The organism is Streptomyces sp. NPDC007875, from assembly GCF_042868035.1.
GTDB lineage: Bacteria > Actinomycetota > Actinomycetes > Streptomycetales > Streptomycetaceae > Streptomyces > Streptomyces antimycoticus.
Genome location: NZ_JBIADZ010000011.1, coordinates 193,977 through 219,294, shown reverse-complemented (window position 1 = coordinate 219,294; position 25,318 = coordinate 193,977). Strand labels below are relative to the sequence as shown.

The 25,318-nt window shown below is 69.8% G+C and carries 27 protein-coding genes and 1 tRNA gene; 24 read left to right on the top strand and 4 right to left on the bottom strand.

What is annotated here, in order from left to right:
- The first annotated feature begins 10 nt into the window (after window positions 1-10).
- The 14 genes from ACFYOY_RS24105 to ACFYOY_RS24040 all read left to right on the top strand — a co-directional run bounded on the left by ACFYOY_RS24105 (window position 11) and on the right by ACFYOY_RS24040 (window position 11,737).
- Window positions 11-166, top strand: a complete 156-nt coding sequence (locus ACFYOY_RS24105; RefSeq protein WP_086709795.1) for a hypothetical protein — start codon at window positions 11-13, stop codon at window positions 164-166.
- A 5-nt stretch (window positions 167-171) separates the two neighbouring features.
- Window positions 172-450: a DUF4190 domain-containing protein gene (locus tag ACFYOY_RS24100; protein ID WP_351886603.1), complete on the top strand. Its 279-nt coding sequence runs from the start codon at window positions 172-174 to the stop codon at window positions 448-450.
- Window positions 451-553: 103 nt separating this feature from the next.
- A complete protein-coding gene (locus ACFYOY_RS24095) occupies window positions 554-1,615 on the top strand; it encodes a Rieske 2Fe-2S domain-containing protein (RefSeq protein ID WP_388589489.1) in 1,062 nt (353 codons plus the stop codon).
- A 35-nt stretch (window positions 1,616-1,650) separates the two neighbouring features.
- Window positions 1,651-1,866, top strand: coding sequence for a hypothetical protein (locus ACFYOY_RS24090; protein ID WP_388589486.1), 216 nt, complete (start codon window positions 1,651-1,653; stop codon window positions 1,864-1,866).
- Entirely contained in the window at window positions 1,866-2,834 is a 969-nt protein-coding gene (locus ACFYOY_RS24085) for a PDR/VanB family oxidoreductase (protein WP_351887247.1), read from the top strand. Before ACFYOY_RS24090 ends, ACFYOY_RS24085 begins: the two co-directional genes overlap by 1 nt.
- Window positions 2,835-2,985: 151 nt before the next feature.
- Window positions 2,986-4,011 (top strand): ABC transporter substrate-binding protein, encoded by a 1,026-nt coding sequence (locus ACFYOY_RS24080; protein ID WP_388589483.1) that lies wholly within the window; start codon window positions 2,986-2,988, stop codon window positions 4,009-4,011.
- Between the two features lie 61 nt (window positions 4,012-4,072).
- Window positions 4,073-4,963: a siderophore-interacting protein gene (locus ACFYOY_RS24075; protein WP_351886591.1), complete on the top strand. Its 891-nt coding sequence runs from the start codon at window positions 4,073-4,075 to the stop codon at window positions 4,961-4,963.
- A 343-nt stretch (window positions 4,964-5,306) separates the two neighbouring features.
- Window positions 5,307-6,893 (top strand): pyridoxal phosphate-dependent decarboxylase family protein, encoded by a 1,587-nt coding sequence (locus ACFYOY_RS24070; protein ID WP_388589480.1) that lies wholly within the window; start codon window positions 5,307-5,309, stop codon window positions 6,891-6,893.
- Between the two features lie 26 nt (window positions 6,894-6,919).
- On the top strand, window positions 6,920-8,227 hold the full coding sequence (locus ACFYOY_RS24065; protein WP_351886585.1) for a lysine N(6)-hydroxylase/L-ornithine N(5)-oxygenase family protein: 1,308 nt from the start codon (window positions 6,920-6,922) through the stop codon (window positions 8,225-8,227).
- Entirely contained in the window at window positions 8,224-8,823 is a 600-nt protein-coding gene (locus ACFYOY_RS24060) for a GNAT family N-acetyltransferase (RefSeq protein WP_351886582.1), read from the top strand. Before ACFYOY_RS24065 ends, ACFYOY_RS24060 begins: the two co-directional genes overlap by 4 nt.
- Entirely contained in the window at window positions 8,820-10,610 is a 1,791-nt protein-coding gene (locus tag ACFYOY_RS24055; protein WP_388589476.1) for an IucA/IucC family protein, read from the top strand. The genes ACFYOY_RS24060 and ACFYOY_RS24055 overlap by 4 nt, the downstream gene beginning before the upstream one ends.
- A gap of 168 nt (window positions 10,611-10,778) precedes the next feature.
- A tRNA-Arg gene (locus ACFYOY_RS24050) sits at window positions 10,779-10,851 on the top strand.
- Between the two features lie 113 nt (window positions 10,852-10,964).
- Entirely contained in the window at window positions 10,965-11,297 is a 333-nt protein-coding gene (locus ACFYOY_RS24045; protein WP_388589474.1) for a hypothetical protein, read from the top strand.
- 104 nt (window positions 11,298-11,401) lie between these two features.
- A complete protein-coding gene (locus ACFYOY_RS24040) occupies window positions 11,402-11,737 on the top strand; it encodes a deoxyxylulose-5-phosphate synthase (RefSeq protein ID WP_266583054.1) in 336 nt (111 codons plus the stop codon).
- Between the two features lie 78 nt (window positions 11,738-11,815).
- On the opposite strand, the gene ACFYOY_RS24035 is transcribed toward ACFYOY_RS24040, so the two are convergent.
- Window positions 11,816-13,054 carry a site-specific integrase gene (locus tag ACFYOY_RS24035; RefSeq protein WP_266583056.1) on the bottom strand — a complete coding sequence of 413 codons (1,239 nt, stop codon included), beginning with the start codon at window positions 13,052-13,054 and terminating at the stop codon, window positions 11,816-11,818.
- Complete coding sequence (locus ACFYOY_RS24030) at window positions 13,055-13,336, bottom strand: helix-turn-helix domain-containing protein (protein ID WP_266583058.1); 282 nt, start codon at window positions 13,334-13,336, stop codon at window positions 13,055-13,057. It lies immediately after the preceding gene.
- Between the two features lie 465 nt (window positions 13,337-13,801).
- Here ACFYOY_RS24030 and ACFYOY_RS24025 point away from each other — a divergent pair, with 465 nt between their 5' ends.
- The 4 genes from ACFYOY_RS24025 to ACFYOY_RS24010 all read left to right on the top strand — a co-directional run bounded on the left by ACFYOY_RS24025 (window position 13,802) and on the right by ACFYOY_RS24010 (window position 18,106).
- Entirely contained in the window at window positions 13,802-14,035 is a 234-nt protein-coding gene (locus ACFYOY_RS24025) for an AlpA family transcriptional regulator (RefSeq protein ID WP_170320875.1), read from the top strand.
- A gap of 405 nt (window positions 14,036-14,440) precedes the next feature.
- Window positions 14,441-15,607: a DUF3631 domain-containing protein gene (locus tag ACFYOY_RS24020; protein WP_388589470.1), complete on the top strand. Its 1,167-nt coding sequence runs from the start codon at window positions 14,441-14,443 to the stop codon at window positions 15,605-15,607.
- Between the two features lie 355 nt (window positions 15,608-15,962).
- Complete coding sequence (locus tag ACFYOY_RS24015) at window positions 15,963-16,412, top strand: plasmid mobilization protein (protein WP_388589467.1); 450 nt, start codon at window positions 15,963-15,965, stop codon at window positions 16,410-16,412.
- Entirely contained in the window at window positions 16,409-18,106 is a 1,698-nt protein-coding gene (locus tag ACFYOY_RS24010) for a mobilization protein (RefSeq protein ID WP_388589464.1), read from the top strand. Before ACFYOY_RS24015 ends, ACFYOY_RS24010 begins: the two co-directional genes overlap by 4 nt.
- Here the strand turns inward: ACFYOY_RS24010 and ACFYOY_RS24005 are convergent, their stop codons facing one another.
- Both ACFYOY_RS24005 and ACFYOY_RS24000 read right to left on the bottom strand, forming a co-directional pair.
- A complete protein-coding gene (locus ACFYOY_RS24005; protein WP_388589461.1) occupies window positions 18,107-18,652 on the bottom strand; it encodes a flavoprotein in 546 nt (181 codons plus the stop codon).
- Window positions 18,649-19,920, bottom strand: coding sequence for a helix-turn-helix domain-containing protein (locus ACFYOY_RS24000; protein ID WP_388589458.1), 1,272 nt, complete (start codon window positions 19,918-19,920; stop codon window positions 18,649-18,651). The genes ACFYOY_RS24005 and ACFYOY_RS24000 overlap by 4 nt, the downstream gene beginning before the upstream one ends.
- A 175-nt stretch (window positions 19,921-20,095) precedes the next feature.
- Here ACFYOY_RS24000 and ACFYOY_RS23995 point away from each other — a divergent pair, with 175 nt between their 5' ends.
- From ACFYOY_RS23995 to ACFYOY_RS23970, 6 genes are read left to right on the top strand one after another with little or no spacing between them, the layout of a single operon-like run.
- Complete coding sequence (locus ACFYOY_RS23995) at window positions 20,096-20,527, top strand: ATP-binding protein (protein ID WP_384357740.1); 432 nt, start codon at window positions 20,096-20,098, stop codon at window positions 20,525-20,527.
- 39 nt (window positions 20,528-20,566) lie between these two features.
- Window positions 20,567-21,850, top strand: a complete 1,284-nt coding sequence (locus ACFYOY_RS23990) for a UDP-N-acetylglucosamine 1-carboxyvinyltransferase (RefSeq protein ID WP_388589585.1) — start codon at window positions 20,567-20,569, stop codon at window positions 21,848-21,850.
- Complete coding sequence (locus ACFYOY_RS23985) at window positions 21,847-23,082, top strand: metallophosphoesterase (RefSeq protein ID WP_388589455.1); 1,236 nt, start codon at window positions 21,847-21,849, stop codon at window positions 23,080-23,082. Before ACFYOY_RS23990 ends, ACFYOY_RS23985 begins: the two co-directional genes overlap by 4 nt.
- Window positions 23,079-23,618, top strand: coding sequence for a dCTP deaminase (dcd, locus tag ACFYOY_RS23980; RefSeq protein WP_388589452.1), 540 nt, complete (start codon window positions 23,079-23,081; stop codon window positions 23,616-23,618). The genes ACFYOY_RS23985 and dcd overlap by 4 nt, the downstream gene beginning before the upstream one ends.
- Entirely contained in the window at window positions 23,615-24,151 is a 537-nt protein-coding gene (locus ACFYOY_RS23975) for a deoxycytidine triphosphate deaminase (protein WP_388589449.1), read from the top strand. The genes dcd and ACFYOY_RS23975 overlap by 4 nt, the downstream gene beginning before the upstream one ends.
- Entirely contained in the window at window positions 24,148-25,269 is a 1,122-nt protein-coding gene (locus ACFYOY_RS23970; protein WP_388589446.1) for a glycosyltransferase family 4 protein, read from the top strand. The genes ACFYOY_RS23975 and ACFYOY_RS23970 overlap by 4 nt, the downstream gene beginning before the upstream one ends.
- The last annotated feature ends 49 nt before the right edge of the window (window positions 25,270-25,318 follow it).

Below are 25,318 nucleotides of genomic sequence, written 5' to 3'. Positions count from 1 at the left end.
AGAGGCTCACATGCTCTTCATCGTCGCGGCACTCGCCCTGATGGGAGTTCTTCTGGGGGCGGCGGCGCACACTCCGCTCCCCCTGTTCCTCGCCGCCGCGGGCGCCATCAGCGCCTGGCTGCTGATCTTCTTCATCCGCGAACGCACCGGCCACAAGGGGAGCTGAGACCCATGGCACTCACCGCACCGTCCCGCACCTCACCTATCCGGGCGCGCAGGGACGCCGACGGCATGGCCGTCGCCTCCTTTGTGCTCGGCCTGATCGGCCTGCTGCTCTTCAACGCGGTCTTCGGGCCCTGCGCGATCGTCCTGGGGACGCTCGCGCTCGCCCGGGAGACCCGCCGCAGGGGCCGGGCGCTGCTCGGACTCGTGCTCGGCATCGCCGATGTGGTCGTGCTCATCGTCCTGCTGACGCTGAATCAGTCGGTCTTCTGGCAGTTCGGCAGCTGATCCGCCCGGCGGTCCACCGCCACAGCACGCCTCCCCGCACGGCCCTTCCACTGAGTGGAAGGGCCGTTGCCCGTGCGTGACGGGCGTCACCACGCTGGCACGCATGACCGCCTTCGCGAGAAACCAGTGGTACGTCGCCGCCTACGGCCGCGAGATCGGCCGGGAGCTGCTGGGGCGCACCATCCTGAACGAGCCCATCGCCTTCTACCGCGCCGAGTCCGACGACACGGTCATCGCGCTCGCCGACCGCTGCGTCCATCGCCGCTATCCGCTCACCGCCGGCCGTCTCGACGGCGACACGGTCGTCTGCGGCTACCACGGCTTCACCTACGACACCGGCGGCACCTGTGTGTTCGTACCGGGCCAGAAGCGCGTACCGCGCACCGCCCGGGTCCGCTCCTATCCGGTCGTCGAGCAGGACTCGCTGGTGTGGGTGTGGATCGGGGACCCGGCGCTCGCCGATCCCCGCTCGGTGCCGCGCGCTCCCTGGCTGGCCGATCCGGGCTGGACGACCGTGGGCGGCATGGAGCCGATCGACGCCGACTACGGCCTGCTGGTGGACAATCTGCTGGACCTGTCCCACGAGACGTATCTGCACAGCGGCTATATCGGCACCCCCGAGGTCGCCGAGACCCCGATCACCACGGAGGTCGACGAGGGCGCGGGCGTCGTACGGGTCAGCCGGCACATGGACGACGCCGAGTGCCCGCCGTTCTACGCCCGTTCCACCGGGATCGACGGCCGCATCACCCGCTGGCAGGACATCGAGTACCACGCGCCCTGTCTCTATCTCCTGCACAGCCGGATCGCCCCGGTCGGGGTGTTGCCGGAGCCGGACGGCTCCGACCCGGACGCCTTCCATGTGGAGATCACCTACGCCATCACCCCCTCCACGGACCGCCATGTGTACGACTTCTGGGCCGTCTCACGGGACTTCGCGCAGGACGACGAGGAGGTGACCGCCTTCCTCCACGACCTCAACCGGACCGTGGTGCTGCAGGACGTGGGGGCGCTGAATCTGCTCCAGAAGGCCCTGGACACCGAGCAAGAGGGGTATCAAGAGCTCAGCATCAACATCGACACCGGCGGTCTGGCCGCGCGCCGCATCCTCGCCCGTCTCGCCGCCGAAGGAGAGCGGACCGCGGCCGTGGCGGCCGCGAAATGAAGCGCGAGCAGCGCGCAGCGGTTCCGTTGAGGGTGGTGGCCGGCGACGGGTGGGCGAGCGGCGCCCCCACGGCCGAGGTGTACCGGATCGACTGGCTGCCCGGCACCGATGTGCTGCACGGCATCTGCCACTGCGGCGCCGAGCGCACCGCAGAGGACCCGGTCGAGCTGTGGCAGTGGATGCTCGCCCACCCCACCGGGCACCATCCCACCGGGCACTATCCCACCGGGCACCGGAAGGAGATGACGTGATGAACCCCGGCGGCGAGTACGAGGACACCCTGCTGGTGGCCCGCCGGGAGGAGGTGGCCTCGGACGTGGTGGCGCTCACCCTGCGCCATCCGACGGGCCGTGAACTCCCCGCCTGGGAGCCCGGCGCCCATCTCGATCTCGTCCTCGACCCGGGCCCGACCCGGCAGTACTCGCTGTGCGGCGACCCCGCCGACCGTGCCTCCTGGCGGATCGCGGTGCTGCGCGCACCCGCCGGGCGCGGCGGCTCCGCCCGGGTGCACGACACCCTCACCGAGGGGAGCGCGGTGCGGGTGCGCGGGCCGCGCAACCACTTCGCGCTGCGCCCGGCCGCCCGGTATCTGTTCATCGCGGGCGGCATCGGCATCACGCCCCTCCTCCCCATGACGGCCGCCGCCGAGGCCGCGGGCGCCGACTGGCGGCTGCTGTACGGCGGGCGCACCCGTGCCTCGATGGCCTTCGCGGACCAGCTGGCCGCCCGTTACGGCGGCAAGGTGCGCCTGGTGCCGCAGGACGAGGAGGGGCTGCTCGACCTCGCGCCGTATCTCGACGCCCCGTCCGACCCCGGCACCCTCGTCTACTGCTGCGGTCCCGAACCGCTGCTCCAGGCCGCCGAGCAGGCGTGCCGCGCGTGGCCGGACCGGGCCCTGCGCACCGAGCGCTTCCAGCCCCGTACGGACGCGGCGGGCGCCGAACCGGCGGGCGGCGCCTTCGAGTTGGTGCTCACCCGCTCCGGGCTGACCCTCACCGTGGAGCCGGAGCGCAGTGTGCTGCGCACGGTCGAGGCGGCGGGGGTACCGGTTTTGTACTCCTGCGAGGAGGGCACGTGTGGGACGTGCGAGACGGATGTCGTCGAAGGAGAGGTGGACCACCACGACTCCGTGCTCACCGACGAGGAGCGGGCCTCGGGCGAGACCATGATGATCTGCGTCTCACGCTGTCGTGGCCCCCGATTGGTGCTGGACCTGTGAATCCGCCCTGAACCGCCGTGTGAGCCCCTCGATGTGAGGTTCGGAACGACCCCGCCCACTGGACAACCAGGTTGGTTAGGCTAACCTAACTACGTCCTCGGGTTGCCGTCCCGCGAACCACGTCCCCGTACGCATCGAGAGAGAGCACTTCATGCGCCAGGCCAGAGCACTCCCCCTCTCCCGCCGCGGCCTGCTCGCCGCAGGCGGCGCCCTCGGACTCGGAGCCCTGGTCACCGCCTGTGGCGACAACGGCGGCCCGGGCTCCGGCAGCGATGACGGCGGCGGCTCCTGGTCGTTCACCGATGACCGCAAGAAGAAGATCAGTCTCGACGGCCGGCCCCAGCACATCGTCGCCTACATCGCCGCGGCGGCCGCGCTCTACGACTTCGGCATCGAGAAGCAGATCACCGGCGTCTTCGGGCCGACCACGCTGAAGAACGGCAAGCCGGACGTCCAGGCGGGCGACTTCCCCGTCGACCAGGCCACCTCCCTCGGCAACACCTGGGGCCAGTTCAACGTCGAGAAGTACGCCTCGCTCAGCCCCGATCTGCTGATCACCAACATGTACGACCCGGGCGCGCTCTTCTACATCCCGGACGAGAGCAAGAAGAAGATCCTCCAGTTGGCCCCCAGCGCCGCCATCACCACCGGCCGGGTCTCCATGCTCGAACCCATCAAGCGTTACGCCGCACTGGCCGAGGCACTCGGCGCCGATCCGAAGGCCAAGAAGGTCACCGACGCCAAGGCGCGGTTCGAGAAGGCAGCCGAGACGCTGCGCAAAACCGTCAAATCGCACCGGATCAAGGTCATGGCCTGCTCCGCGAGCGCCGACCTCTTCTATGTCTCCAACCCGAAGATCAGTGCCGACCTGATCTACTTCAGCGAGCTCGGCGTCGACTTCGTCATGCCCGAAAAGCCCGACAAGGGCGGCTACTTCGAGAGCCTCAGCTGGGAGAACGCCGACAAGTACGACGCGGATGTGCTCTTCCTCGACAACCGCACCGCGACCCTCCAGCCCGGGGCCCTGACCTCCAAGCCGACCTGGTCCAAGCTCGCCGCGGTCAAGGCCGGTCAGATCACCCCCTGGAGCAGCGAGCCGCGCTTCTCCTACGCCGGCGCCGCCCCGCTCGTCGAATCCCTCACCAAGGCCATCCAGGACGCGAAGAAGCTCAGCTGAACGGTCAGCTCGACCGGCCGGCCCGGCCTCCCCACGGCAAGCGAAGGGAAGACCCCCTGCCATGACCACCGCAGCCACCACGACCGCCACCGCCACCACCGCCATTCCGTTCCGCTTCTTCGACGCGCGGGTCGTACGGACCCGCCCGCTCGGACCGTCCATGGCACGGATCACCTTCGGCGGCGCCTGTCTGAAGGACTTCACCAGCGGCGGCCGCGACCAGCGCTTCAAACTGTTCCTGCCGCACCCCGGCCAGGCGGCCCCGGTGGTCCCGGTCGAGGCGGGGGAAGGCTGGTTCGCCACCTGGCGGGCGATGGACCCGGCCGAGCGCGGCATCATGCGCTCGTACACGGTGCGCCGGCAGCGCCACGACCCGGACGAGATCGACGTGGACTTCGCGCTGCACGACGACAGCGGCCCGGCCGCCCGCTGGGCCGCGCGCGCCGAGGCGGGCGACCGCGTGACCCTGCTGGGCCCGGTCGTGGAGGACAACGGCGGTGTCGACTTCCGTCCGCCGTCCGGCACCGACTGGGTGCTGATCACCGGCGACGAGACCGCGCTGCCCGCCATCGCGGGCATCCTCGAATGGCTGCCCGCCGACCTGCCCGCCAAGGTATGGCTCGAGGTCCAGCACGCCGAGGACATGCAGGAGCTGCGCACCGCGGCGAAAGCCGAGATCACCTGGCTGGTCCGGGACGCCGTGGCCCCCGGCACCCCGCGCTCCGCGCTGCTGCTGAACGCCGTGGGCACCACCGAACTCCCCTCCGGTACGCCGTACGCCTGGATCGCGGGTGAGGCCGGGACCGTCAAGGAGCTGCGCCGCCATCTGGTGCGCCAACGCGGCTTCGACCGCAAGGCCGTGACCTTCACCGGCTACTGGCGCCTGGGCACCTGTGAGGAACAGCTCGTCGAGGAAGCCGTGTCGGGCACCGGCCCCGCGACCGACGACTGATCCCCAGCGCCGTACCGGACCGGCTCCGCACCACCGAATCCCGCATCCCGCATCCCGCATCCCGCATCCGGAATGTCGGATCCCCGCAGCTGAATCCTCATAACTGAGTCCCCACAACCGAACCGCCACAACCGAATCCCGCCACGGGACCGCGAAAGACCGACCACTGGACGACGGGCGGCCAACCGCTCGGCGCGCCCCCACGCGCCCTGTCGCCGCGTCCAGCGCCCCCGCACGCCCATCAGGCCGTCAGGCCGCGGGCGGTGGGCCGCCTCTCCCCACCGCCAGCCGCATGCCCGCACCCTCCGCACGCCCGCATGCTCATTTCCAGAAGGGACCGACCGTGAGTTTCCTCGCGCAGACCGCTGAGGACCCGTCGCCGGAGCCGATACCCGGGGCGGCGGATGGCAGGGCCCACCTGTTCAACGGCCGTACGGCGGAACGCTATCGGCGCTCCGTGACCGACGGCGTCGGCCTGGTGGCCTCCACCGTCGCCCGCACCGAGCGCCCCTTCACCGGCGTCACCCCCGCCGAACTCGCCCCCGAGATCTCCGGAATCGACCTGGAGCGGCCGCTCGGCGATCCGGACGCCGCCCTCAAGGAACTGGAGAGCGTCTACCTCAAGGACGCCGTCTACTTCCACCACCCGCGCTATCTCGCCCACCTCAACTGCCCCGTGGTGATCCCCGCACTGCTGGGCGAGGCCGTCCTCTCCGCCGTCAACTCCTCCCTCGACACCTGGGACCAGAGCGCGGGCGGCACCCTCATCGAGCGCCGGCTGATCGACTGGACCGCCGAGCGCATCGGCCTCGGCGAGGCCGCGGAAGGCATCTTCACCAGCGGCGGCACCCAGTCCAATCTGCAGGCGATGCTGCTCGCGCGGGACGAGGCGTGCACGCTGGTGGAGAAGGAGGCCACCGCGGCCGGCGAGACGGTCGCCAAATCCGCCATCCTGCCGCGGCTGCGCATCCTCACCTCCCAGGTCAGCCACTTCTCCATCCAGAAGGCCGCCGCCATCCTGGGGCTCGGCTACGAGGCCGTCGTCCCGGTCCCCTGCGACCAGGACCGCCGGATGCGGACCGTCGCCCTCGCCCGCGAGCTGAACCGCTGCCGTCGCGAGGGCCTGGTCGTCATGGCCGTCGTGGCCACCGCGGGCACCACCGACTTCGGCTCCATCGACCCGCTGCCCGAGATCGCCGAGCTGTGCGACCGGCACGGCACCTGGATGCATGTGGACGCCGCGTACGGCTGCGGACTGCTGGCCTCCCCGACCCGCCGCGGGCTGCTCGACGGCATCGAGCGCGCCGACTCGGTGACGGTGGACTACCACAAGTCCTTCTTCCAGCCGGTCAGCTCCAGCGCCGTCCTGGTCCGCGACCGCGCCACGCTCAGCCACGCCACGTACCACGCCGACTACCTCAACCCCGAGCGCAGCGCCCGGAACCTCATCCCCAACCAGGTCGACAAGTCCATCCAGACCACCCGCCGCTTCGACGCGCTCAAGCTGTGGCTGACGCTGCGGATCATGGGCGCGGACGCCGTCGGAGCGCTCTTCGACGAGGTGGTGGACCGGGCCGCCGAGGCATGGGCCCTGCTGGACACCGATCCGCGCTACGAGGTCGTCACCGAGCCCCAGCTGTCCACGCTCGTCTTCCGCTACGTACCGCCGACCGACGGGCCGGGCGACCCGGACCTCGTCGACCGGGCCAATCTGCACGCCCGCGAGGCGCTGGCCGCCTCCGGTGCGGCGGTCGTCGCCGGAACCGTCGTCGACGGCCGCCACTACCTCAAGTTCACCCTGCTCAACCCGGAGACCTCGCTGAGCGACATCGCGTATGTCCTCGACCTCCTCGCCGAGCACGCCGGTCAGTATCTGGCCCTGCACATCGAGCCCGAACTCAGCGGCCCCCGCCACTCGCGCGCCAGTTGAGCCCCCTCACCCCGCCGGAGACCCTCGTGCCCACCCCGCACACCCATGACGTCATCGCGGTCGGGCTCGGCCCCTACAACCTGGGCCTTGCCTGCCTCACCGAGCCGATCGAGGAACTCGACGGGCTGTTCCTGGAGAGCAAGCCCGAGTTCGACTGGCATCCGGGCATGCTGCTGGACGGCGTCACCCTGCAGACCCCGTTCATGGCCGACCTGGTGACGCTGGCCGACCCCACCTCCCCGTACTCCTTCCTCAACTACCTCAAGGAATCCGGGCGGCTGTACTCCTTCTACATCCGCGAGATCTTCTATCCGCTGCGCGCCGAGTACAACGACTACTGCCGCTGGGCCGCCGCGAAGCTCTCGTCCGTCCGCTTCGGCCACGAGGTGACGAGCGTCGAGTACGACGAGGCCGACGGCCTCTACACGGTGCGCGCCCTGCGTCCCGCCACCGGCGAGACCAGCACCCACCGGGCCCGCCATCTGGTGCTGGGCACCGGCACCCCGCCGTTCCTCCCCGAGGTGTGCCGCGGCCTGGACGGCGATCTGGTGCACAACACGGACTACCTGGGGAACAAGGAGGCGCTGCAGTCCAAGGAGTCCATCACCATCGTCGGCAGCGGCCAGAGCGCGGCCGAGATCTACCAGGATCTGCTCGCCGACATCGACATCCACGGCTACCGGCTGAACTGGGTGACCCGCTCCCCGCGCTTCTTCCCGCTGGAGTACACCAAACTCACCCTGGAGATGACCTCGCCCGAGTACGTGGACTACTTCCACGCGCTCCCCGAGGACACTCGCTACCGGCTGGAGGGTGACCAGAAGGGCCTGTTCAAGGGGATCGACGCCGACCTCATCAACAGCATCTACGACCTCCTCTACCAGAAGAGCGTGAGCGGCCCGGTGCCCACGCGACTGCTGACCAACACCGCGCTCACCGACGCGGAGTACGACGATCTGTCCGGCACGTACACCCTGGGGCTGCGCCACGCGGAGCAGGAGCGGGACTTCTCGCTGACCACCCACGGGCTCGTCCTGGCCACCGGCTACCGCTACCAGGTGCCCGCCTTCCTGGACCCCGTACGCGACCGCATCCGCTGGGACGGCCACGGCCGCTTCGAGGTCGCCCGCAACTACAGCATCGACACCACCGGGCGCGGCATCTTCCTCCAGAACGGCGCCACCCACACCCACAGCCTGACCTCCCCGGACCTGGGCATGGGCCCGTACCGCAACTCGTGGATCATCCGTGAGCTGCTGGGGCGAGAGCACTACCCGGTGGAGAAGTCCATCGCCTTCCAGGAGTTCGGCGCACCGGAAGGAGCCATCTCATGACACCGGCACCGGTTTTCGAGCACACGGACACGCGCCTGGGCACCTTCGCCCTGCGCACCCTGGACCCGGCGGCCGACGCCTGGCTGCTGCACGGCTGGGTGACCCACCCCAAGGCGTCCTACTGGATGATGCAGGGCGCGGACGAGGCGGAGGTCGCCGCCGAGTACCGCAGGATCCACGAGCATCCGCACCACGACGCGTTCATCGGCCTGCACGAGGGACGCCCGGCGTTCCTGGCCGAGCGCTACGACCCGTCGCGGGTGGAACTCGAGGGGCTCTACCCCGCCCGGCCCGGCGACGTCGGCATGCACTTCCTCTGCGCGCCGACCGACACCCCGGTGCACGGCTTCACGCTGGCCGTGATCACCGTCGTCATGGAGTTCTGCTTCGCCGATCCGCACGTCCGGCGCGTCGTCGTCGAGCCCGATGTGCGCAACGCGGCGGTGCACGCGCTCAACACGGCCGTCGGCTTCGAGATCGTCGAGCGGATCGCCAAACCCGAGAAGGACGCCTACCTCAGCGTCTGCACCCGCGAGCGGTTCGAGGCCGCCCGCACCGCCCTCGCCGCCCGCGCCGTCCAAGGAGTGACCCGATGAGCCCCCGCGACGCCGTCGCCCACCTCACCCCCGATCTGTGGGACCGGGCGGGCCGCCTCCTCATCCGCAAGGCCCTCGCCGAGTTCACCCACGAGCGCCTGCTCGCCCCCGAGCTCGGCCCCGACGGCCGCTACGCCGTGACCAGCGACGACGGGGCGGTGACCTACCGCTTCGCCGCCCGGGTGCTCTCCCTGGACCACTGGCTGGTCGACGCCGACAGCATCACCCGCCACGACCGGTCCGGCGCCGAACTCCCCCTGGACGCCCTGGACTTCTTCATCGAGCTGAGCGAGCGGCTGGGCCTGAGCGAGGACGTCCTCCCCGTCTACCTCGAGGAGATCGGCTCCACCCTCTCCGGTACGGCCTTCAAACTGGCCGCGGAGCCGGTGGGCGCCGCCCAGCTGGCCAAATCCGGCTTCCAGGAGATCGAGACGGGGATGACCGAGGGCCACCCCTGCTTCGTCGCCAACAACGGCCGTCTCGGCTTCGGCATCCATGAATACCTCTCGTACGCCCCCGAGACCGCGAGCCCCGTCCACCTGATCTGGCTCGCCGCCCGCCGCGACCGTTCCACCTTCACGGCCTCCGCGGACCTGGACTACGACGCGCTGATCCACTCCGAACTGAGCGAGCGGACCCGGGCCCGCTTCGCGCAGACCCTCACCGACCTCGGCCTGGACCCGGCCGACTACCACCTGCTGCCGGTGCACCCCTGGCAGTGGTGGAACAAGCTGTCGGTCAGCTTCGCCGCCGAGGTCGCCCGGCAGTATCTGGTGTGCCTGGGCCCCGGCGACGACGAGTACCTCGCCCAGCAGTCGATCCGCACCTTCTTCAACACCAGCGACCCGTCCAAGCACTATGTGAAAACCGCGCTGTCGGTCCTCAACATGGGCTTCATGCGGGGCCTCTCGGCCGCCTACATGGAGGCGACCCCGGCCATCAACGACTGGCTGGCCGGCCTGATCTCCGCCGACGACACCTTCCGGTCCTGCGGCTTCTCGATCATCCGGGAACGAGCCGCCATCGGCTACCACCACCGCCAGTACGAGGCCGCCACCGCGAAGGGCTCCCCGTACCGCAAAATGCTCGCCGCCCTGTGGCGCGAGAGCCCCGTCCCGTCCCTGGAACCCGGCCAGCGCCTGGCCACCATGGCGTCCCTCCTCCACACCGACCCCGACGGCGCCTCCTTCGTCAGCGCCCTCATCGAGGAATCCGGCCTCACCCCCGCCACCTGGCTGCGCCGCTACCTGGACGCCTACCTCACCCCCGTGCTGCACAGCTTCTACGGCTACGACCTGGTCTTCATGCCGCACGGCGAGAACGTCATCCTGGTGATCGAGGACGGCGCCGTCCAGCGCGTGATCTTCAAGGACATCGCCGAGGAAATCGCCGTCATGGACCCCACCACGGTCCTCCCCCCGACCGTCGAGCGCATCCGCGTGGACGTCCCCGAAGACAAGAAACTGCTCTCGATCTTCACCGACGTCTTCGACTGCTTCCTCCGCTTCCTCAACGGCATCCTGGTCACCGAGGGCCTCCTGGAGGAGGACACCTTCTGGCAGACGGTCGCCGACTCCGTCCTGGCCTACCAGCGATCCGCCCCCCACCTCGCGGACAAATTCGCCCAGTACGACATGTTCACCGAGGACTTCGCCCTCTCCTGCCTCAACCGCCTCCAGCTCCGCAACAACCGGGAGATGGTCGACCTCCAGGACCCGGCGGGGGCACTGCAGCTGATCGGCACGCTGCGGAACCCGATCGCGGGATTCGGGCCAGCGGGGGACTGAGGCGGCCGGTGGGCCTCCGGGCCGGGGGCTCGGGCCGGAGCTTCGGGCCCGGGGGCACCCCGGGCCCGAGCCTTCGGCGGCCCGGAGCACCCGAAACGATCCAAGTGCACGACCCGCTACACTGTGGCGGTGCGACGCGGCGGCACCACCATGCCGCCTTGACGCCGGGCCTCCGTAGCTCAGGGGATAGAGCACCGCTCTCCTAAAGCGGGTGTCGCAGGTTCGAATCCTGCCGGGGGCACAGAGAAACACCTGGTCAGAGGCCCTTCCGTCCGTCGGACGGGAGGGCCTTCTTCCTCGCAGCACACATATGGCACACATGCGGCTGCGGGCAGAGGTGGGGAGCTGTGCGATATGCCCGCGAAGGACGAGCTGGCCCGGCGCCGGTACGAGAAGCTGGTCGACCGCTTGGAGAGCCTGATGCGGGCTTCACTGAAGCCTCGCTACCGGGGCTACCACGGGCAGCTGATCCTGAGCAGCGGCGATCTTGAGGAGATGGGCGAACTCAAGGACGTCCGTCGTGCTGCACGCGAGGCGGGCCGTCGTCTCGGCTGGCAACCGAAGACCCACATCGTCGACGCAAGACTCTTCGTGTACGACGACCGCGAGGTCCCCAGAGAGATCAGCGAGCTGGCCGCGAGGGATGCTGCTGCCGCCGTCGACGCAGCACTCCGAAGGGGCGAGTAGAAGCAAGTACGGTCGGCCATCGCCGCCCCACCTTTACTGAAGGGCCTGTGCAGGCTGCCGGAAATCTGTCGAGCCCGACCCTGTGGTGGCTCTACCCTTCCCGCATGGCCCATGCCAAGACCTCGTACGTTTGCCTGCCCTGCCGGGCCTCGTACAAGCAGCCCTACCCCGGCTACCACGACCACGACCGGGTCTGTCCACGCTGCGCCGAACCACTGATCCACGTCGGCTCCGCCTTCGCGGCACCCAAGAGGCGGGACACCGCCGCCTGGCGCACTCTCTCAGTGCTGCTGCACGCCGGTGTGCGCTTCCACAAGAGCTGCTGCGGCGGCCCCGGCTACCGCCCGCGCACCCTCAGCGAGGTGCGCGAGCGGATGGCCTACGCCCAGGCCACCGGAGAACCATTCGCTCGGGCGTTGGTCCGCCGCGACCTGCCCTAGCAGCCCGACAGCAGGGGGCGTTCCGCCGCGCCGCCGAAACGACCCCTGCTGTCAAAGACAGCACGGATTTGGCACACATCACGCCGCGGGATCCTCCAGGACGGCCACGGCCTCGGCAGCCTTGCGGGCTTTCTTCTCCGCTTTCTCCAGCTTGGCCTTCGCCTTGGCCAGTTGCTTGGAGCGGCGCTTGTGCATCTTCTTCGAGACCTCGTCCAGGCGGTCCGGGAAGAGATGCCCGTACGTGTCCAGGGTCAGCGTCGCCGACTTGTGGCCCAGCATCGTCTGGACGACGTTGACGTCCGCGCCGCTGGCGATGGCGAGCGAGGCTGCCGTGTGCCTCAGCTTGTGCGGGGTGACCTTGAGGTGCCCCAGTCCGGCCTTCACGACCGCCGGCGCGAAGAACCGCTGACGGAAGTTGCGGGCCCGCAGAGGCCCGCGCTGCGGGGCGGTGAAGAGCAGTTCCTCATCTCCCCGCCCCTGGACGTGAGGCTTCAGCTCCTCGGCCAGGAACCGCGGGATCGGTACGGAGCGACGCTCGTGGTTCTTGGGGGTGTCAAGGTAGAGCTTGCCGTTGTCCTCGACGTACGCCTCGACGATGTGCGCCCGGCAGGCGTCCAGGTCGACACGTCCCACCTTCAGCGCGGACGCCTCACCCCAGCGCAGACCCGTGTAGGCCAGCAGCAGGATGAACACCCGGTAGGCGCCTGCCGCGTTGGCCAGCCCGTCGACCTGCATGTCGTCGAGGTACACGTGGTCAGCGGGCATCACCTTCGGCAAGGGCACGCCGACAGCCGGGTTGACCGCCAGACGACGGGCCTTGACCGCGTAGCCGAGAACACGGCTGAGAACGACGTACGCCTTGCGGACCGACCGAGGGCTCAGCTTCCTGCCGCCGGTCGCCTCGCCGGACAGCAGGTCCGCGAGCCACTCGGCGATGTCCTCGAAGTGGATGCGGTCCAATGGCGTGGTGCCCCACTTGGGGATCACGTGGACGTCGAGAACACCGCGATAGCGGCCTCGGGTTGAACGCTTGAGATGGAGCTGCGCAGCCAGCCAGGACTCCGCTATCTCTGCGAACTTCGCCCGCGCGGCGGCTGGATCACGGTAGGAGCCGTCGCTGAGGCGGGACTCCATCTTCGTCCGCTCCGCCTCGGCATCGACCTTGCGGGTGAAGGTCTTCATCTTCGGCTTGCCGTCAGGGTCGTACCAGCGCACGCGGTAGCGCCCCGGTGGCGTACGGCCCGCCCGCTTGGCTTCCGCCGCAGCGCGAACGTACGCCGCGTGCCCTATGCGGTCCTCAATCCAGACCCGCGCCAACTAGCACCCCCTCCGGTCATCACTGGGCCCTGACGGGAGTGGCAGGAGCAGGGTCGCGGGAGGAACGCCGAGCGCGGTGGCGATGGCGACGAGGTCGTCGATGTCGCAGCGGCGGCGGGCGCGTTCGGTGCGGCTGAGGGCGGTGTTGGCCATCGGGCGGCCCAGTGCGGTGCAGCGGGCGCCGAGCTGGTGCTGGGTCAGCCCGCGCACGAGGCGTAGGTGTTCGATGGCGCGGGCGGCGTGAAGGCCGGCGGGGCCTATTTCGACAGGTCGGTTGGGCATGACACATAGCTGTAACTTGCAGCCGACCGCTATGGCAAGAGTTAGCTCTTAAACTCTCCAAAAGTCATTCGGGGGCGAAATGGTGTTCGTCTCGTCGAATTCCGGTACATCACGAGCCGTTTCAGCGAGGAGGTTGTGCTACCTTCCCTCCGCGTCAAAGAATTGGGCGATTTGAGCACCTATCGGATGAGGTGTCCGGCGGGCTGGCCGCGTCACTCCTGACTGCTGGACACCGCTTCTGAGCTGCCGAGGTACCGGATTCCGGCACCTCGGCCGGTTGCTTCGCCGCAGAAAATTTCGGCTTCCGCGGGAGCTATTTCGGCAACCGGCGATCCGCCCTTACAGTTTTGGTCTTCCCCGGCGACGCCGAGGGAAGTAACCGGGAGTTTAAGAATTCACTCTGGACGCTTCCCAGGTGGTGTGGCTGTGTCGCCCACGCCTGCCATCAAAAACCCTGATTCCGATATGGAGACCTCATTGCCGAACCACTCCCCGCGCCTTGCCGGCGCCGAGCGTGACCAGCTCGCCACTCCCGCCGACGTGGCCGCGTACCTCGGGGTACCGGTCAAGACCCTCTACCAGTGGAAGTACCGGGGCATCGGCCCCAGCGTCCACAAGGTCGGCCGTCACCTGCGCTACCGCTGGCGGGAGGTGGACGCGTGGCTGGATGCCCAGACGTCGTACGACCTCACGGCCTGACCCCGCGTCTGGCGCGGACAACGAAGCGGCCCCCGGCGCGCCAACGCCGAGGGCCGAAGACTTCCCGACTGATCGCCCATCCCTGAACGAACGAGCTGGTGAGGGGCGGGACCTTGCCCGTCCTGCCCCTCACCGGAGAGGAACGCCTATGGAGGACCCTACGTCCCCCAGCTCCACGAACACCTCCCCGTCCGGCTGGCCCACTCCCGCGGTCCCCGGCGAAGGCATCCCCTGGCGCCGCCAGGATCAGGAGGACACACGGTCCCCCACGTCGGGGACCGTCGAACACCCGGCGGAGGCGGAAGCATACGGGGACCGGATCACGGGACCGGCTCCCGGCCTCCTCGGGGACCGGCAGACCCTGGGGAAAGGGGTTCCGGTGAGGGTGCGGAACTGCTGGATGAGTTGCGGGCGGCGATCGGCAAGTACGTCGTGCTGCCCAGTGACGAGGCACTGACAGCGGTCACCCTGTGGGTGGCGGCCACGCACATCCAGACCGTTCTGCAGCACGCGCCGCGTCTGGCGGTCGTAGGTCCGACGAAGGGCTGCGGCAAGTCCCGGGTTCTGGACGTGCTCCACGAGACCGTCCACCAGCCGATCATGACGGTGAACATGTCCACGGCGGTGCTCTTCCGCGTCATCGGCAAGAACCCGCGCACGATCCTGGTGGACGAGGCCGACACCATCTTCAGCAAGGCCGGCGACAACGAGGAACTGCGCGGCCTGCTGAACGCCGGACACCAGCGAAACCGGCCCGCCTGGCGCATCTCCGGTCCGGAGCACAAGCCGACCCCGTATCCGACCTTCGCCATGGCCGCGCTGGCCTCGATCGGCGACCTGCCCGACACGATCACAGACCGGGCGGTCGTGCTCCGCATGCAAAAGCGCAAGCCGGGAGAGAAGGTGACCCCGTTCCGCTCGCGCTACGCCACACCGGAACTGAACGCGCTGCGGGACAAGCTGGCCGCCTGGCTGGGCCCGCTGCGCGGCACGGCAGGCCGCATGGCGCCGACCATGCCGGTGGAGGACCGGGCAGCAGACACCTGGGAACCGCTGGTCATCATCGCCGACCTGGCCGGCGGCCAGTGGCCAGCCAGCGCCCGTGCGGCCTGTGTCGCGATGACCCGGTACGAGGCCGTCCAGGACGAGCAGACCAACCTGAAGACAAGGTTGCTGCGCGACATCCACCGCGTCTTCGAGGCACACGGCAGCCCCGAGGCCCTGTCCTCCCTGGATCTGGTCACCGCCCTGCTCCAGGACCCCGACGCCCCCTGGGCAGAGCACGGCACCAACGGGCTCAACGCCTACCACCTGGGCAGAATGCTCCGGGACTTCGACATCCGCCCGGCCAACTACCGGTTCGACAAGGGCAGGCAGGCCAAGGGGTACGCCCGTAACCGGTTCCTCGACAGCTGGGCCCGACACTGCCCCGACCTCACCGAGACGGCGCCCGCCCCCACGCACGACGCCACACCCGCGCCCCCGGCCCAGGGCAAACCGCCCGCCGCCCCGGCGGGTCAGGTGCCCATCGGCCCGCCCAGCGGCCCCGCCGGCCCCAAACGCGCCCGCTGACCCATCTCCACCGGGTCCGTATCACTGCGTCGCATCCGTCCCCGCGCAGGTCAGCGCGGGGACGGATGTCCTCGCCGGGACGGACTTCTCCGTACCTGCCCGAGTGTCCGTACCTGTGCTGACCAGGCATGGGACGGATGCGACGCACGTGACACGCCTCCCGCCCCCTCAGTACCGGAGCACCACCATGCACGAACAGCACCACGAACTGCCCATGCCTCAGGAGCAGATGCACACCACCTCAGCCCCAGACAGCGCAGCAAGTTGTCGGGTAAGGAGTCCTTACCCTGCCTTTGCCCCTGGGGCGGCGGAGGCACCCGGCGCCGAGGGGGCATCGAGGTCGGTCGGCCCGGGGGTGCCGACCGAGACGGGAGCCACCAGACCGTCGCCGCACGCCGCGCGGACGCCGAAACCGCAGCGCCGCCTGCGTCAGTCGCGCCTGCGCGAGCGCCGCGTCCATCCCCGTTACAGCGACAGCGAGTTCACCGACCTCGCCCACGCCGCCGCGCTCAGCCGTATGCAGATCGGCGGCTACGTCGCCGAGGCGTCGCTCGCCGCAGCCCGCGCCGAGGACCCCACAGCTGCGATCGCCGACTACCGCGCCATGGTGAAGGCACTGATGGCCGCCAACCGCCAGCTCGGCATGATCGGCAACAACCTCAACCAGCTCACCTGGCACCTCAACAAGGACGGCGCCTGGCCCGAGCCAGACGTCGTCCACCGGCTCCTGGCCCGCGTCGAAGCGTCGATCGACGACGTGGACACCGCCGTCGCCCAGGTCACCGAGGGAAGGCAGGGCCGGTGATACCGAAGATCATCACCGGCAAGGGCAGCACCCGCCGGCTGATCGCCTACCTCTTCGGCAAGGGCGACGCCAACGAGCACGTCGACCCCCACCTGGTCGCGTCCTGGAACGACTTCGCCCCCGACCCCGGCCGCAGCCCCCACCGCAACCCCAAGGAGGTGGAAAAGCAGCTCTACACCCAGCTCGACCAGCCGGTGGCCATGCTCGGCCGCCGGGCTCCCCAGACCACGGTCTGGCACTGCCCGGTCCGCGCCGCCCCGGAGGACCCGATCCTGTCGGATGCCCAGTGGGCGGAGATCGCCCGCCGGATCGTGGCCGCCGCCAGCATCGCCCGCGCGGGAGACGCCGAAGCCTGCCGCTGGGTGGCCGTACGGCATGCCGACGACCACATCCACATCGCCGCCACCCTCGTCCGCCAGGACGGCCGACGCCCCAAGCGCGACTACGACATCCGGGCTGTCCAGCGCGAGGCCCGCCAGATCGAAGTCGACAACGGACTGCGGCGGTTGAAGCCTTGCGACGGCACCGCCGCCAAACGCCCCACCAGCAAGGAACACTTCAAGGCCAAACGCCAGGGCCAGGACGCCACCGCCCGCGAGGTCCTGCGCATGCGGGTGCGCCGCGCGGTCGCCGCCGCGGCCGACGAGGCCGAGTTCTTCTCGCTGCTGGAGGCGACCGGCGTGGACGTGCGCCTCAAGCTCGCTCCCTCCGGCGACGCGCTCGGCTGCAACTTCGCCCTGCCCGGCAACGTGAACGAGGAAGGCGACCCGGTGTGGTTCGCGGGCTCCACCCTCGCCCCTGACCTCTCCCTGCCCAAGATCCGCGAACGCCTCGCCACCACCAGCCCCGAGCCGGCCACCATCCAGCCTGGCAACCCGTGGCACCAGGCCACCGCCGCCACCGAACGCATCCCCCACCACCTCACGAAAGGCAACGAGCAGACGGCCCAGGGCCAACTCGTCGCGCTCGGCGCGACGCTGGACCTGCTGCCCGTCATGGCACCGACCGCGGCGCGGGCCGAACTCGAACAAGCCGCCACTGCCTTCGAGCGCGCCACCCGCTCCCGCATCACCGCCGACCTCGACGGCACCCGCGCCCTGCGCCGCAGCATCCAAACCATCTGGCGCGAGAGGCCACAGGACGGTGACGGCACCGGGCTCACCATGCTCCTGGACGCCGCACTCACCGCGGTCGTCTTCGCGCTGCACTGGCACCGCACCCGCCACCACGCCCAGCAGGAGGCGGCAGCCGAACAGGCCCTCCTCCACCTGCAGACCGCGTACGCGCAGACCGCCGAGCCCGTCCTGGTGAGCCTCGCCAGCCGGGCACCCGGCCCGCAGACCAAGCGCCGCTTCGCCCACCACCTTCAGGATGTGGTTCCGGAGCACGTTGAGCGCATCCTCAACGACCCCGCTTGGGACGCACTCGCCACCGTGCTCGCCGAGGCAGAGGCAGCAGGACACAACGCAGCCACCGTCCTCGGCCAAGCGCTGCACCAACGTTCCCTGGACGACGCCCGCAGTCCCGCCCGCGCGCTGACCTGGCGTATCCGCCGCCTCGGCGAGCGCCACGTTCCCGGTCCTTGGGCCCAGGCAGCCAGGGCCCACAGTGCCGTGCAACGGCCCAGCGTGCCGGTCCACCCTGCGGCAGCCATTGCTCGGCCACCGCAGGGGTCACCGACACAGCGGCGCTGATCAGGCCGGGGCGGACAGCCTGGGCGCGAGCAGTTCCAGGGCTTCCTCCCAGCGGTATCGGTCGGCCCCGCCGCCGGCCTTCGGCCGGTGCGGTTCGTACGAGCCGGTCAGGACGCCCATCTCGCGTAGCCGTTCCAGACTCTGGCGGTACGCGGGGTGGGCGGCCTGGGCTGAGTTCAGGTACGGCAGCACGGCGACCGGGATGTCCATGGCGGGTGCTTCGCACAGGACGCCCAGGGCGAGATTGTCGGAGATCCCGGCGGCCCACTTGTTGATGGTGTTGAAGCTGGCTGGCGCGACCGCGATCGCGTCCGCAGGCCGAGTCGGGCGCGGTTCGCCCGGTGATCGCCAGGCCGAGCGGATGGGGCGGCCGGTCTGGGTCTCGACCGCCTCCGCATCGAGGAAGCCGAGTCCTTGTGGGGTGGCAATGACGCCGACGTCCCAGTGCCGTTCCTGTGCTGCGGTGATCAGCTTGCCGACGTCGGCGGCGACCCCGGCCGCGCAGACCACGATCTGTAGGAACGGCTTGTCGGGCTGATCACTCACGCTGGCACTCCCAGTTGGCGGCTGAAGTGGTGCAGCTCGGGCAGTGCCCGGCGGCGGTCGCGGGCTGCCATGTCGGCTACCAGTTCGCGTACGGCCGGGCGGCGGATGTCCTGTGCCGCGCAGCTCTCGGCGATACGCAGGGCCTGGTAGCCGTCGGCGAGCCTGCCCTGCTGACTGTAGGCGCGGGCGGTCTCCACCCACAGCGCGGCCCGGCGCTCGGGGACGGGAATGTGCCGCCGCATGAGCGGCCGTGCGGTTTCCAGGGCGATGCCGGCGTCGCCGAAGGAGACGGCTGCGCTGATCTCGTGGAGTGCGACGTTGGTGGGGCTGAAGTTCGCCCAGGCGTCGGGCCGGTCGAAGGAGACGTAGCGGGCCACTTCCTTGGCTTCGGCGAGGAAGTCCTGGGTGGTGTCGCGGTCGCCGTTTCTGCTGGCGGCGGTCGCCCCGCGGAGCAACAGCAGACCAACCGCTGCCAGGTACCGGGGCGAGCGCTGGTCGTAGGAGCCGGTGAGCTGGTCGGCAGTGTGGCGGACCATGTTCACGGCCTGGGCCGTGTGCTTTTCCCGCACGAGGACGTGCGCGTGGACGCGGACACTGGCGGCGAGGACGACGGGATCCCCGGACCGTTCCGCCTCGGCCATGGCCCGACCGGCCGCGAGCCAGGCGTTGCCCTGGTCGGCCCGCTTGAGCAACAGGCTCACCGACGTCTGGTAGGCGGTCGCGAGCAGCCCGGACACCTCCGCCAAGCCGGATGAGCCTCCGGCGGCCTGACGCAGGTCGGCGATCAGACCCGGCAAGGTCTGCTCCAGTTCCGCGTAGTCGCACGTGCAGAACATCCGGCGTACGGCCCGTGCCCGGCCCCGCAGCTTGTCGAGGCCCAGGGCTTGCCCGGTGGCCGCGGGGCTCGCGCCTGGCAACAGGACTTGGATCAGGTCGTGATGTGCCGCGCTCGACGACGGCGGAGCCGCGAGCGCGGCGACGCTCGCGGCAAGGAAGGTACGGCGGTGCATGTCCTCTGTTCCGGGCTCGGCGGGGCTGGCATCAGAAGCGGCGGCGAGGCCGAGACGTTGCGGCGGAATCTCCAGCACCTGCGCGATCTCGCGCAGCACTCGCACATCCTCGGTACCCCTGCCGCTCTCCAGGCGGCTCACCTTCGACTGGTGATACCCAAGCGCGGCGGCAACGTCCCTCTGCGAGCGCCGCTGTAACACGCGTGCCTGACGGATCACTTCGCCGATCCGTCTCGCTTCACTCTGTGCCACGGCCATCTGTGCCACGGCCCCTTCTGCCGTCGCCGATCCTGCCTGCTCAACCGAGAGTAACCGAGCGGCATTTGGCAGTGATGCAGCTCCTGCATAAGTGATGCACCCCAGGCACACCGACTGGCTCCGCTTACCTCCCGAGCGGTTGCGTGGAGTGGCCGAACCGACCAGGAGGCCGCTCATGGAAGCGCATCACATCCGGATTCCCGTCTCCGGCACGCCAGCTGCCGCAGCGTCCGCGCGCCAGCAGCTCGCGGACGGGATACGGACTTTCGGCGCCTTCCTCGGCCCCGAACTCCTGGACGCGGCAGAGCTGGTCGCCGCAGAGCTCATCGCGAACGCGGTCAGGCACGCAAACGGCGGCCCGATCACGGCCGGCGCATGCCTGAGCGACAAGGGACTGCGGATCGAGGTGAACGACGCCAACCCCGCCGTCCCACAGGTCGGCCTGTCGGATGTGGACGAGGAAGGCGGACGCGGGCTGTTCCTCGTCGCAGCACTCGCGGACCGCCACGGCTTCGATCCGCTGCCGCCCGGCAAACGCTGCTGGGCCGAGTTCAAGGTCAGCACCCCACTACCCACCGCATCACACTTGCCCCTGCAGAGGAGTTGACCGTTGACAGCCGTACGGATTCCCCCCGTCGCCGCAGAAGTGGTCGCCGTGCGACCCGGCAGCCCACTCGCCGGCTCCATCACCGTCGACGGCTCCAAGAACGCGGCCCTGCCCCTGCTGGCCGCCGCCGCGGCCCTGCACCGCCCGGTGCATCTGAGCAACGTCCCGTCGAACACGGACGTCGAGACCATGCTCACCCTGCTCCAACAGGCCGGCTGGCACACGGCCCGTCCGGTCAGCGATCCGCACACCATCGTGATCCTGCCGAGCGACAAGCCCCAGCCAGGCCCCGATCCCGAGGTCGCCGCCCGCATCCGGGCCTCGTACTACCTCGTACCGGCCCTGCTCGGCGCGTCCGGGCGAGCCCGGCTGCCCTGGCCGGGAGGCTGCCGGATCGGGGAACGCGGGATGGAGCAGCACTTCAACGTCTACGAGCGCTTCGGTGACCGCACAACGGTCGATGGACGCGGCTACCTCGTGGAAGCAGCCACTGGTGGGACCGGAACCGTGTCCGTGGTGCTGCCATTCCGCTCTCGTGGGGCGAGCGTCGCTGCCCTCCTGCGCGCGGTCGTAGCCGACCGGCCCCTGCGCCTTGGCCATCCCAATCTCTCGCCTGAAGTGATCAGCGTCGTAGAGGCGTTGCAAGTAGCGGGATGGGAGTGCCGGGTCAGTGAGTCGGTCCTGACGCTGTCACCACCCACTTCCGTCCCGACGGAGACCACCGTCTGGTCGGTGCCCGGCGACAAGGTCGAAGCCGGGACTCTGGCCTGTGCGGTCGCGGCGACCGGCGGGGAGGCACGCATCTGTGGCGTGCGCGGCGACGACGTCGCTCCCCTGGTCTCCGCCTTGAACTGGCTCGGAGTGCCTGCCGACGTCGAGGGCGATGCCCTCATCATCCGGGCCCACGACGCCGAACCGACCGGGCGATCGCTGCGTGCCATCGCCTCCCTCTCCCCCGACGGATTGGATGCCGACTTCGAACCATCGCTGATGGCCCTCGCCCTCGGACTGCCCGGCACTCACCTGTTCGCCGACACCATCAACCCCGGCCGTCACGGCAACCTGCTCCCCCAGCTCGCGCGCCTCGGCGCCGAGATCCACGAGCTCTCGCCCACCGAATGCCGCCTCACCGGACCGCAGCAGCTGACCGGCGCCGGCGTGGAGGCCACCGACATCCGCACGGGCTCGGCCCTGCTCATCGCCGGCCTCACAGCGAGCGGCGTCGCCACCCTCGGCGGCCTCGAACAGCTCCGGCGCGGCCACGCCGACCTGCCCACCAAACTGCACGCCCTGGGCGCCGACATCTGCGAGGTCACTCCATGACCCGGCAGCTCCAGCGAATCACCGCCACGACCGACGTCCACTCCTCCTTCGCCCAGGCCACATCGATGCTCGCCTACCTCCACGCCGCCAGGGCCGAGAGCCTGATCGTGGACTGCGGCGACTTCTTCGAAGGCACCGGCTTCTACCGCTTCGGCCAAGGGCAGATCGAGCGCGAGGTCCTCACCAGCCTGTACGACCTGCTCGCCCCCGGAAACCACGGCTGGCCGCACTACTTCGAACCGCAGCTGCACGAAATGACCGTGTGCGCGAACGCAGCCGACGGCAGCGGCAGGCCGCTCTTCGACCGCGTGCGCATCGAGCACATCGGTGGCCGGCGAGTTGCCGTCACAGCGGTAATCGGCCTGCAAGCCTTCAACGCGATCCCTGCCAACCAGCGCACGGGCCACCACGTCACCGACCCGGCCCAGGCCCTGCGCGAGGTGATGCTGGAGCACCATCACCGTGCCGACGCCTGGATGGTGCTGTCCCACTCGGGCTTCGAGGAGGACCTGAAGCTGGCCGCTGCCTGCCCGTTCACGGACGTCATCTTCGCCGGGCACTGCCACAGCGACACCTACGGCCCCGTGCCCGTCGGTGACACCCTCGTCGTCAAGGGCCACGAACTCGGCGTCGGGTACGCCACCGCCGAGCCGGTCGGGGCCGGCTGGGCCGTCCGCATAGGCACCTTCCCCGACACGTCCCTGATCCCCGAGGACCTCGCCGTACTGCAGGAGAAGATCGCCCTCGTCGGCAGCACCCTGGGGAGCCGGCTCGGCATCGTGAACGAGCCGTATCTCAATACCCTGTTGGACCGGCGCCTCCTCTTGGGCGAGACCGCCACCCGCCTGCACACCGGCCTCGGAACGGATGCGGTCATCCTCAACGAGACCGCTCTGCGCCCCGTACAGCTCGGCGATGTCCTCACCCTCGGCGACCTGCTCGCCATCGAGCCCTTCGGCAACCAGCTCGTCCACGCCTTCCTCTCCGACGATCAGTCCGAGGACCACGCCAAGCTGCTCGCTCACCTCGTCGAACACATCGGACCCTTGGCAGTCGCGCCCACGCCCCTTCCGCCCACAGCGCGCATCGTGCTGACCACCGACTACATCGCCGACACCTATCTCGGCGGCCGCACTCATCAAGCCGGACTGCATCTGGGCCAGGCGGTGCGCAGCGTCCTGGCGGCCCCATTCGCTGACTCTGCCGACGCTCTTCAAGGGGGCGCTCAATGATCCTCACCGGGCCCGAGATCAACACGGCCGTTGCCGACGGACGCCTTCGCATCACCCCGTTCGACCCGAAGCAGACGAACCCCAACAGCTACAACGTCCGCCTGGGCGCCACCCTGCTGACGTACGCCACCAAGGTCATCGACGCCCACCACGCCAACCCCACGCACACGATCCGAATCGACACGGACGGATACGTCCTCCAGCCCGGCGAGCTGTACCTCGGCCACACCGTCGAGGAGGTCGGCTCGGACCTCTTCATCCCACTGCTCTTCGGCCGCTCCTCGGTCGGACGGCTGGGGTTATTCGTCGAGATCACCGCCCCTATCGGTGACATCGGCTTCCACGGCCAGTGGACTTTGATGCTGTCCCCCATCCGCCCTCTGCGGGTGTACGCGGGCATGCAGATCGGGCAGATCATGTTCTTCGTCTCCACCGGGGACGTCGACCTGTACCGAGGCAAGTACCAGGGCGCCGCCGGCCCCCAGCCTTCCCGCTACTGGCGGGATGCGGCACACGTGCAGGCGGGCGCCTCGTGATCCTCACCGGCTCCGCCATTGCCGCTGCCGTCAGCGCAGGCGAGATCACCATCGCGCCCTACGACCCGGCACGCCTGTCCCCCAATGCCTACGGCTGGCGGCTGGGCGACACGATCCGCATCTGCGACGGCGACCTGGACGCCGCCGCCCCCACCGCCTTCACCGAGCTGGCCATCCCCGCCTCCGGATTGGTCCTGCAGCCCGGCGTGCTCTACCTCGGCGTCACACTGGAGAGGACCGGCTCGGAAACGTATGCCCAACTTCTCAACGGCAACCGCACCATCGGCGCCCTCGGCATCTGGGTCCACGTCTCCGCGCCACTCGGCCACCAGGGCCACGCGATCCGCTGGACCTTGGAGATCCGCGCTGCCAAGCCCGCCCGCATCTATCCGGGAATGACCTTCGGCAAGCTCGTCTTCCTCACCACCCTCGGCACCCCGGCCAGCTACCAGCAACAGCGCGCCAAGTACGCCGCCACGCACGGCATCGACATGTCCCGCCTGTACGAAGAGATCCCCCAAGGAGCGCTGTGAGCCCCCTCGTCCGCTCGGCCGCGGGGCCGCTGGCCGCCACCTTCCTCGACCTCCCAGCCGGCAGCCCCGGCGGCAGCGTCGAACTCTTCCTGGACCTGTACACCGGCGACAGGCCCCTCATCCCCGCACGAGCCTTCATGCTGGCCCCCGCCCGCCCCAAACCCCATCTCCCCGCCGGGCTCAACCTGCTGACGGTCGCCGGCAAGTGCCTGGAGGGCGCCGCCTTCAGCCGCTACGTCGCAGCCCTGCGCCGGGCGCTGGTGACCGCGATCGATCCAGCCCAGATCGGGGTACTGCACCTGCAGCACCTCACCTTCGGCGCCACGCCCGCCCTGCTCCGGGCACTGCCGGCCCACCCCAGAATCGCCTTGGTCCACGGCACCGACCTGATCTTCGCCGAGGCCCACCGCGACCAGCTCCAAGTCCTGCGCGAGACGGCGAGGGCCGCCGACGCGATCGTCGTCCCCACCGGCGCGATGGCCGACCGCCTTCTCAAGCTCGCCCCGCAGATCGACCGCCGCAAGGTCGTCCGCATTCCATGGGGCATCCCCGACCATCTGCTCACCGATCCGCCGACGCGGCCCGCCCGCACCTCCACCAGCCACCTACGACTGCTCTACGCAGGCAGGCTGACCGCCGAGAAGGGCGCAGAGCACTTGATCACGGGCCTGGCGCCCATTCCAGGAGTCGAGCTGAGCATCGCCGCCCCCAGAGCCCAGTTCCACGCCTTGGCCCCGCTCCTCCAACGGACCGGAGTGCGGGCCTGGTACCTCGGCTGGCTCCGCCGTCCACAGTTGTGGAAAGCCTTCGCCGAGCACGACGTCCTGGTCATGCCGTCCACCACCCTGGAAGCCATGGGCCTGGTCGCGCTGGAGGCCCAAGCATGCGGCCTGCCTGTCCTGTACCAACCCGTGCCCGGCCTCAACGAAGTCCTCGCCGCGTCCGGAGTGGCCACCGACTTCACCCATTCCGCCGCACTCGCCCGCGACCTCGACCGCCTACGGACCGCCCCCGGCCTGCTGCCCGCCCTGCGACAGACGGGCTACGCGAACGCCGCCCGCTACCCCCTCACCACCACCGCCCAGGCCCTGGCCGACCTCGGCCGCCAGCTCACCTGAGAAAGCCGCCGACCAGCCCCCGCATCCGACGTCCGACACGCCATTCCCC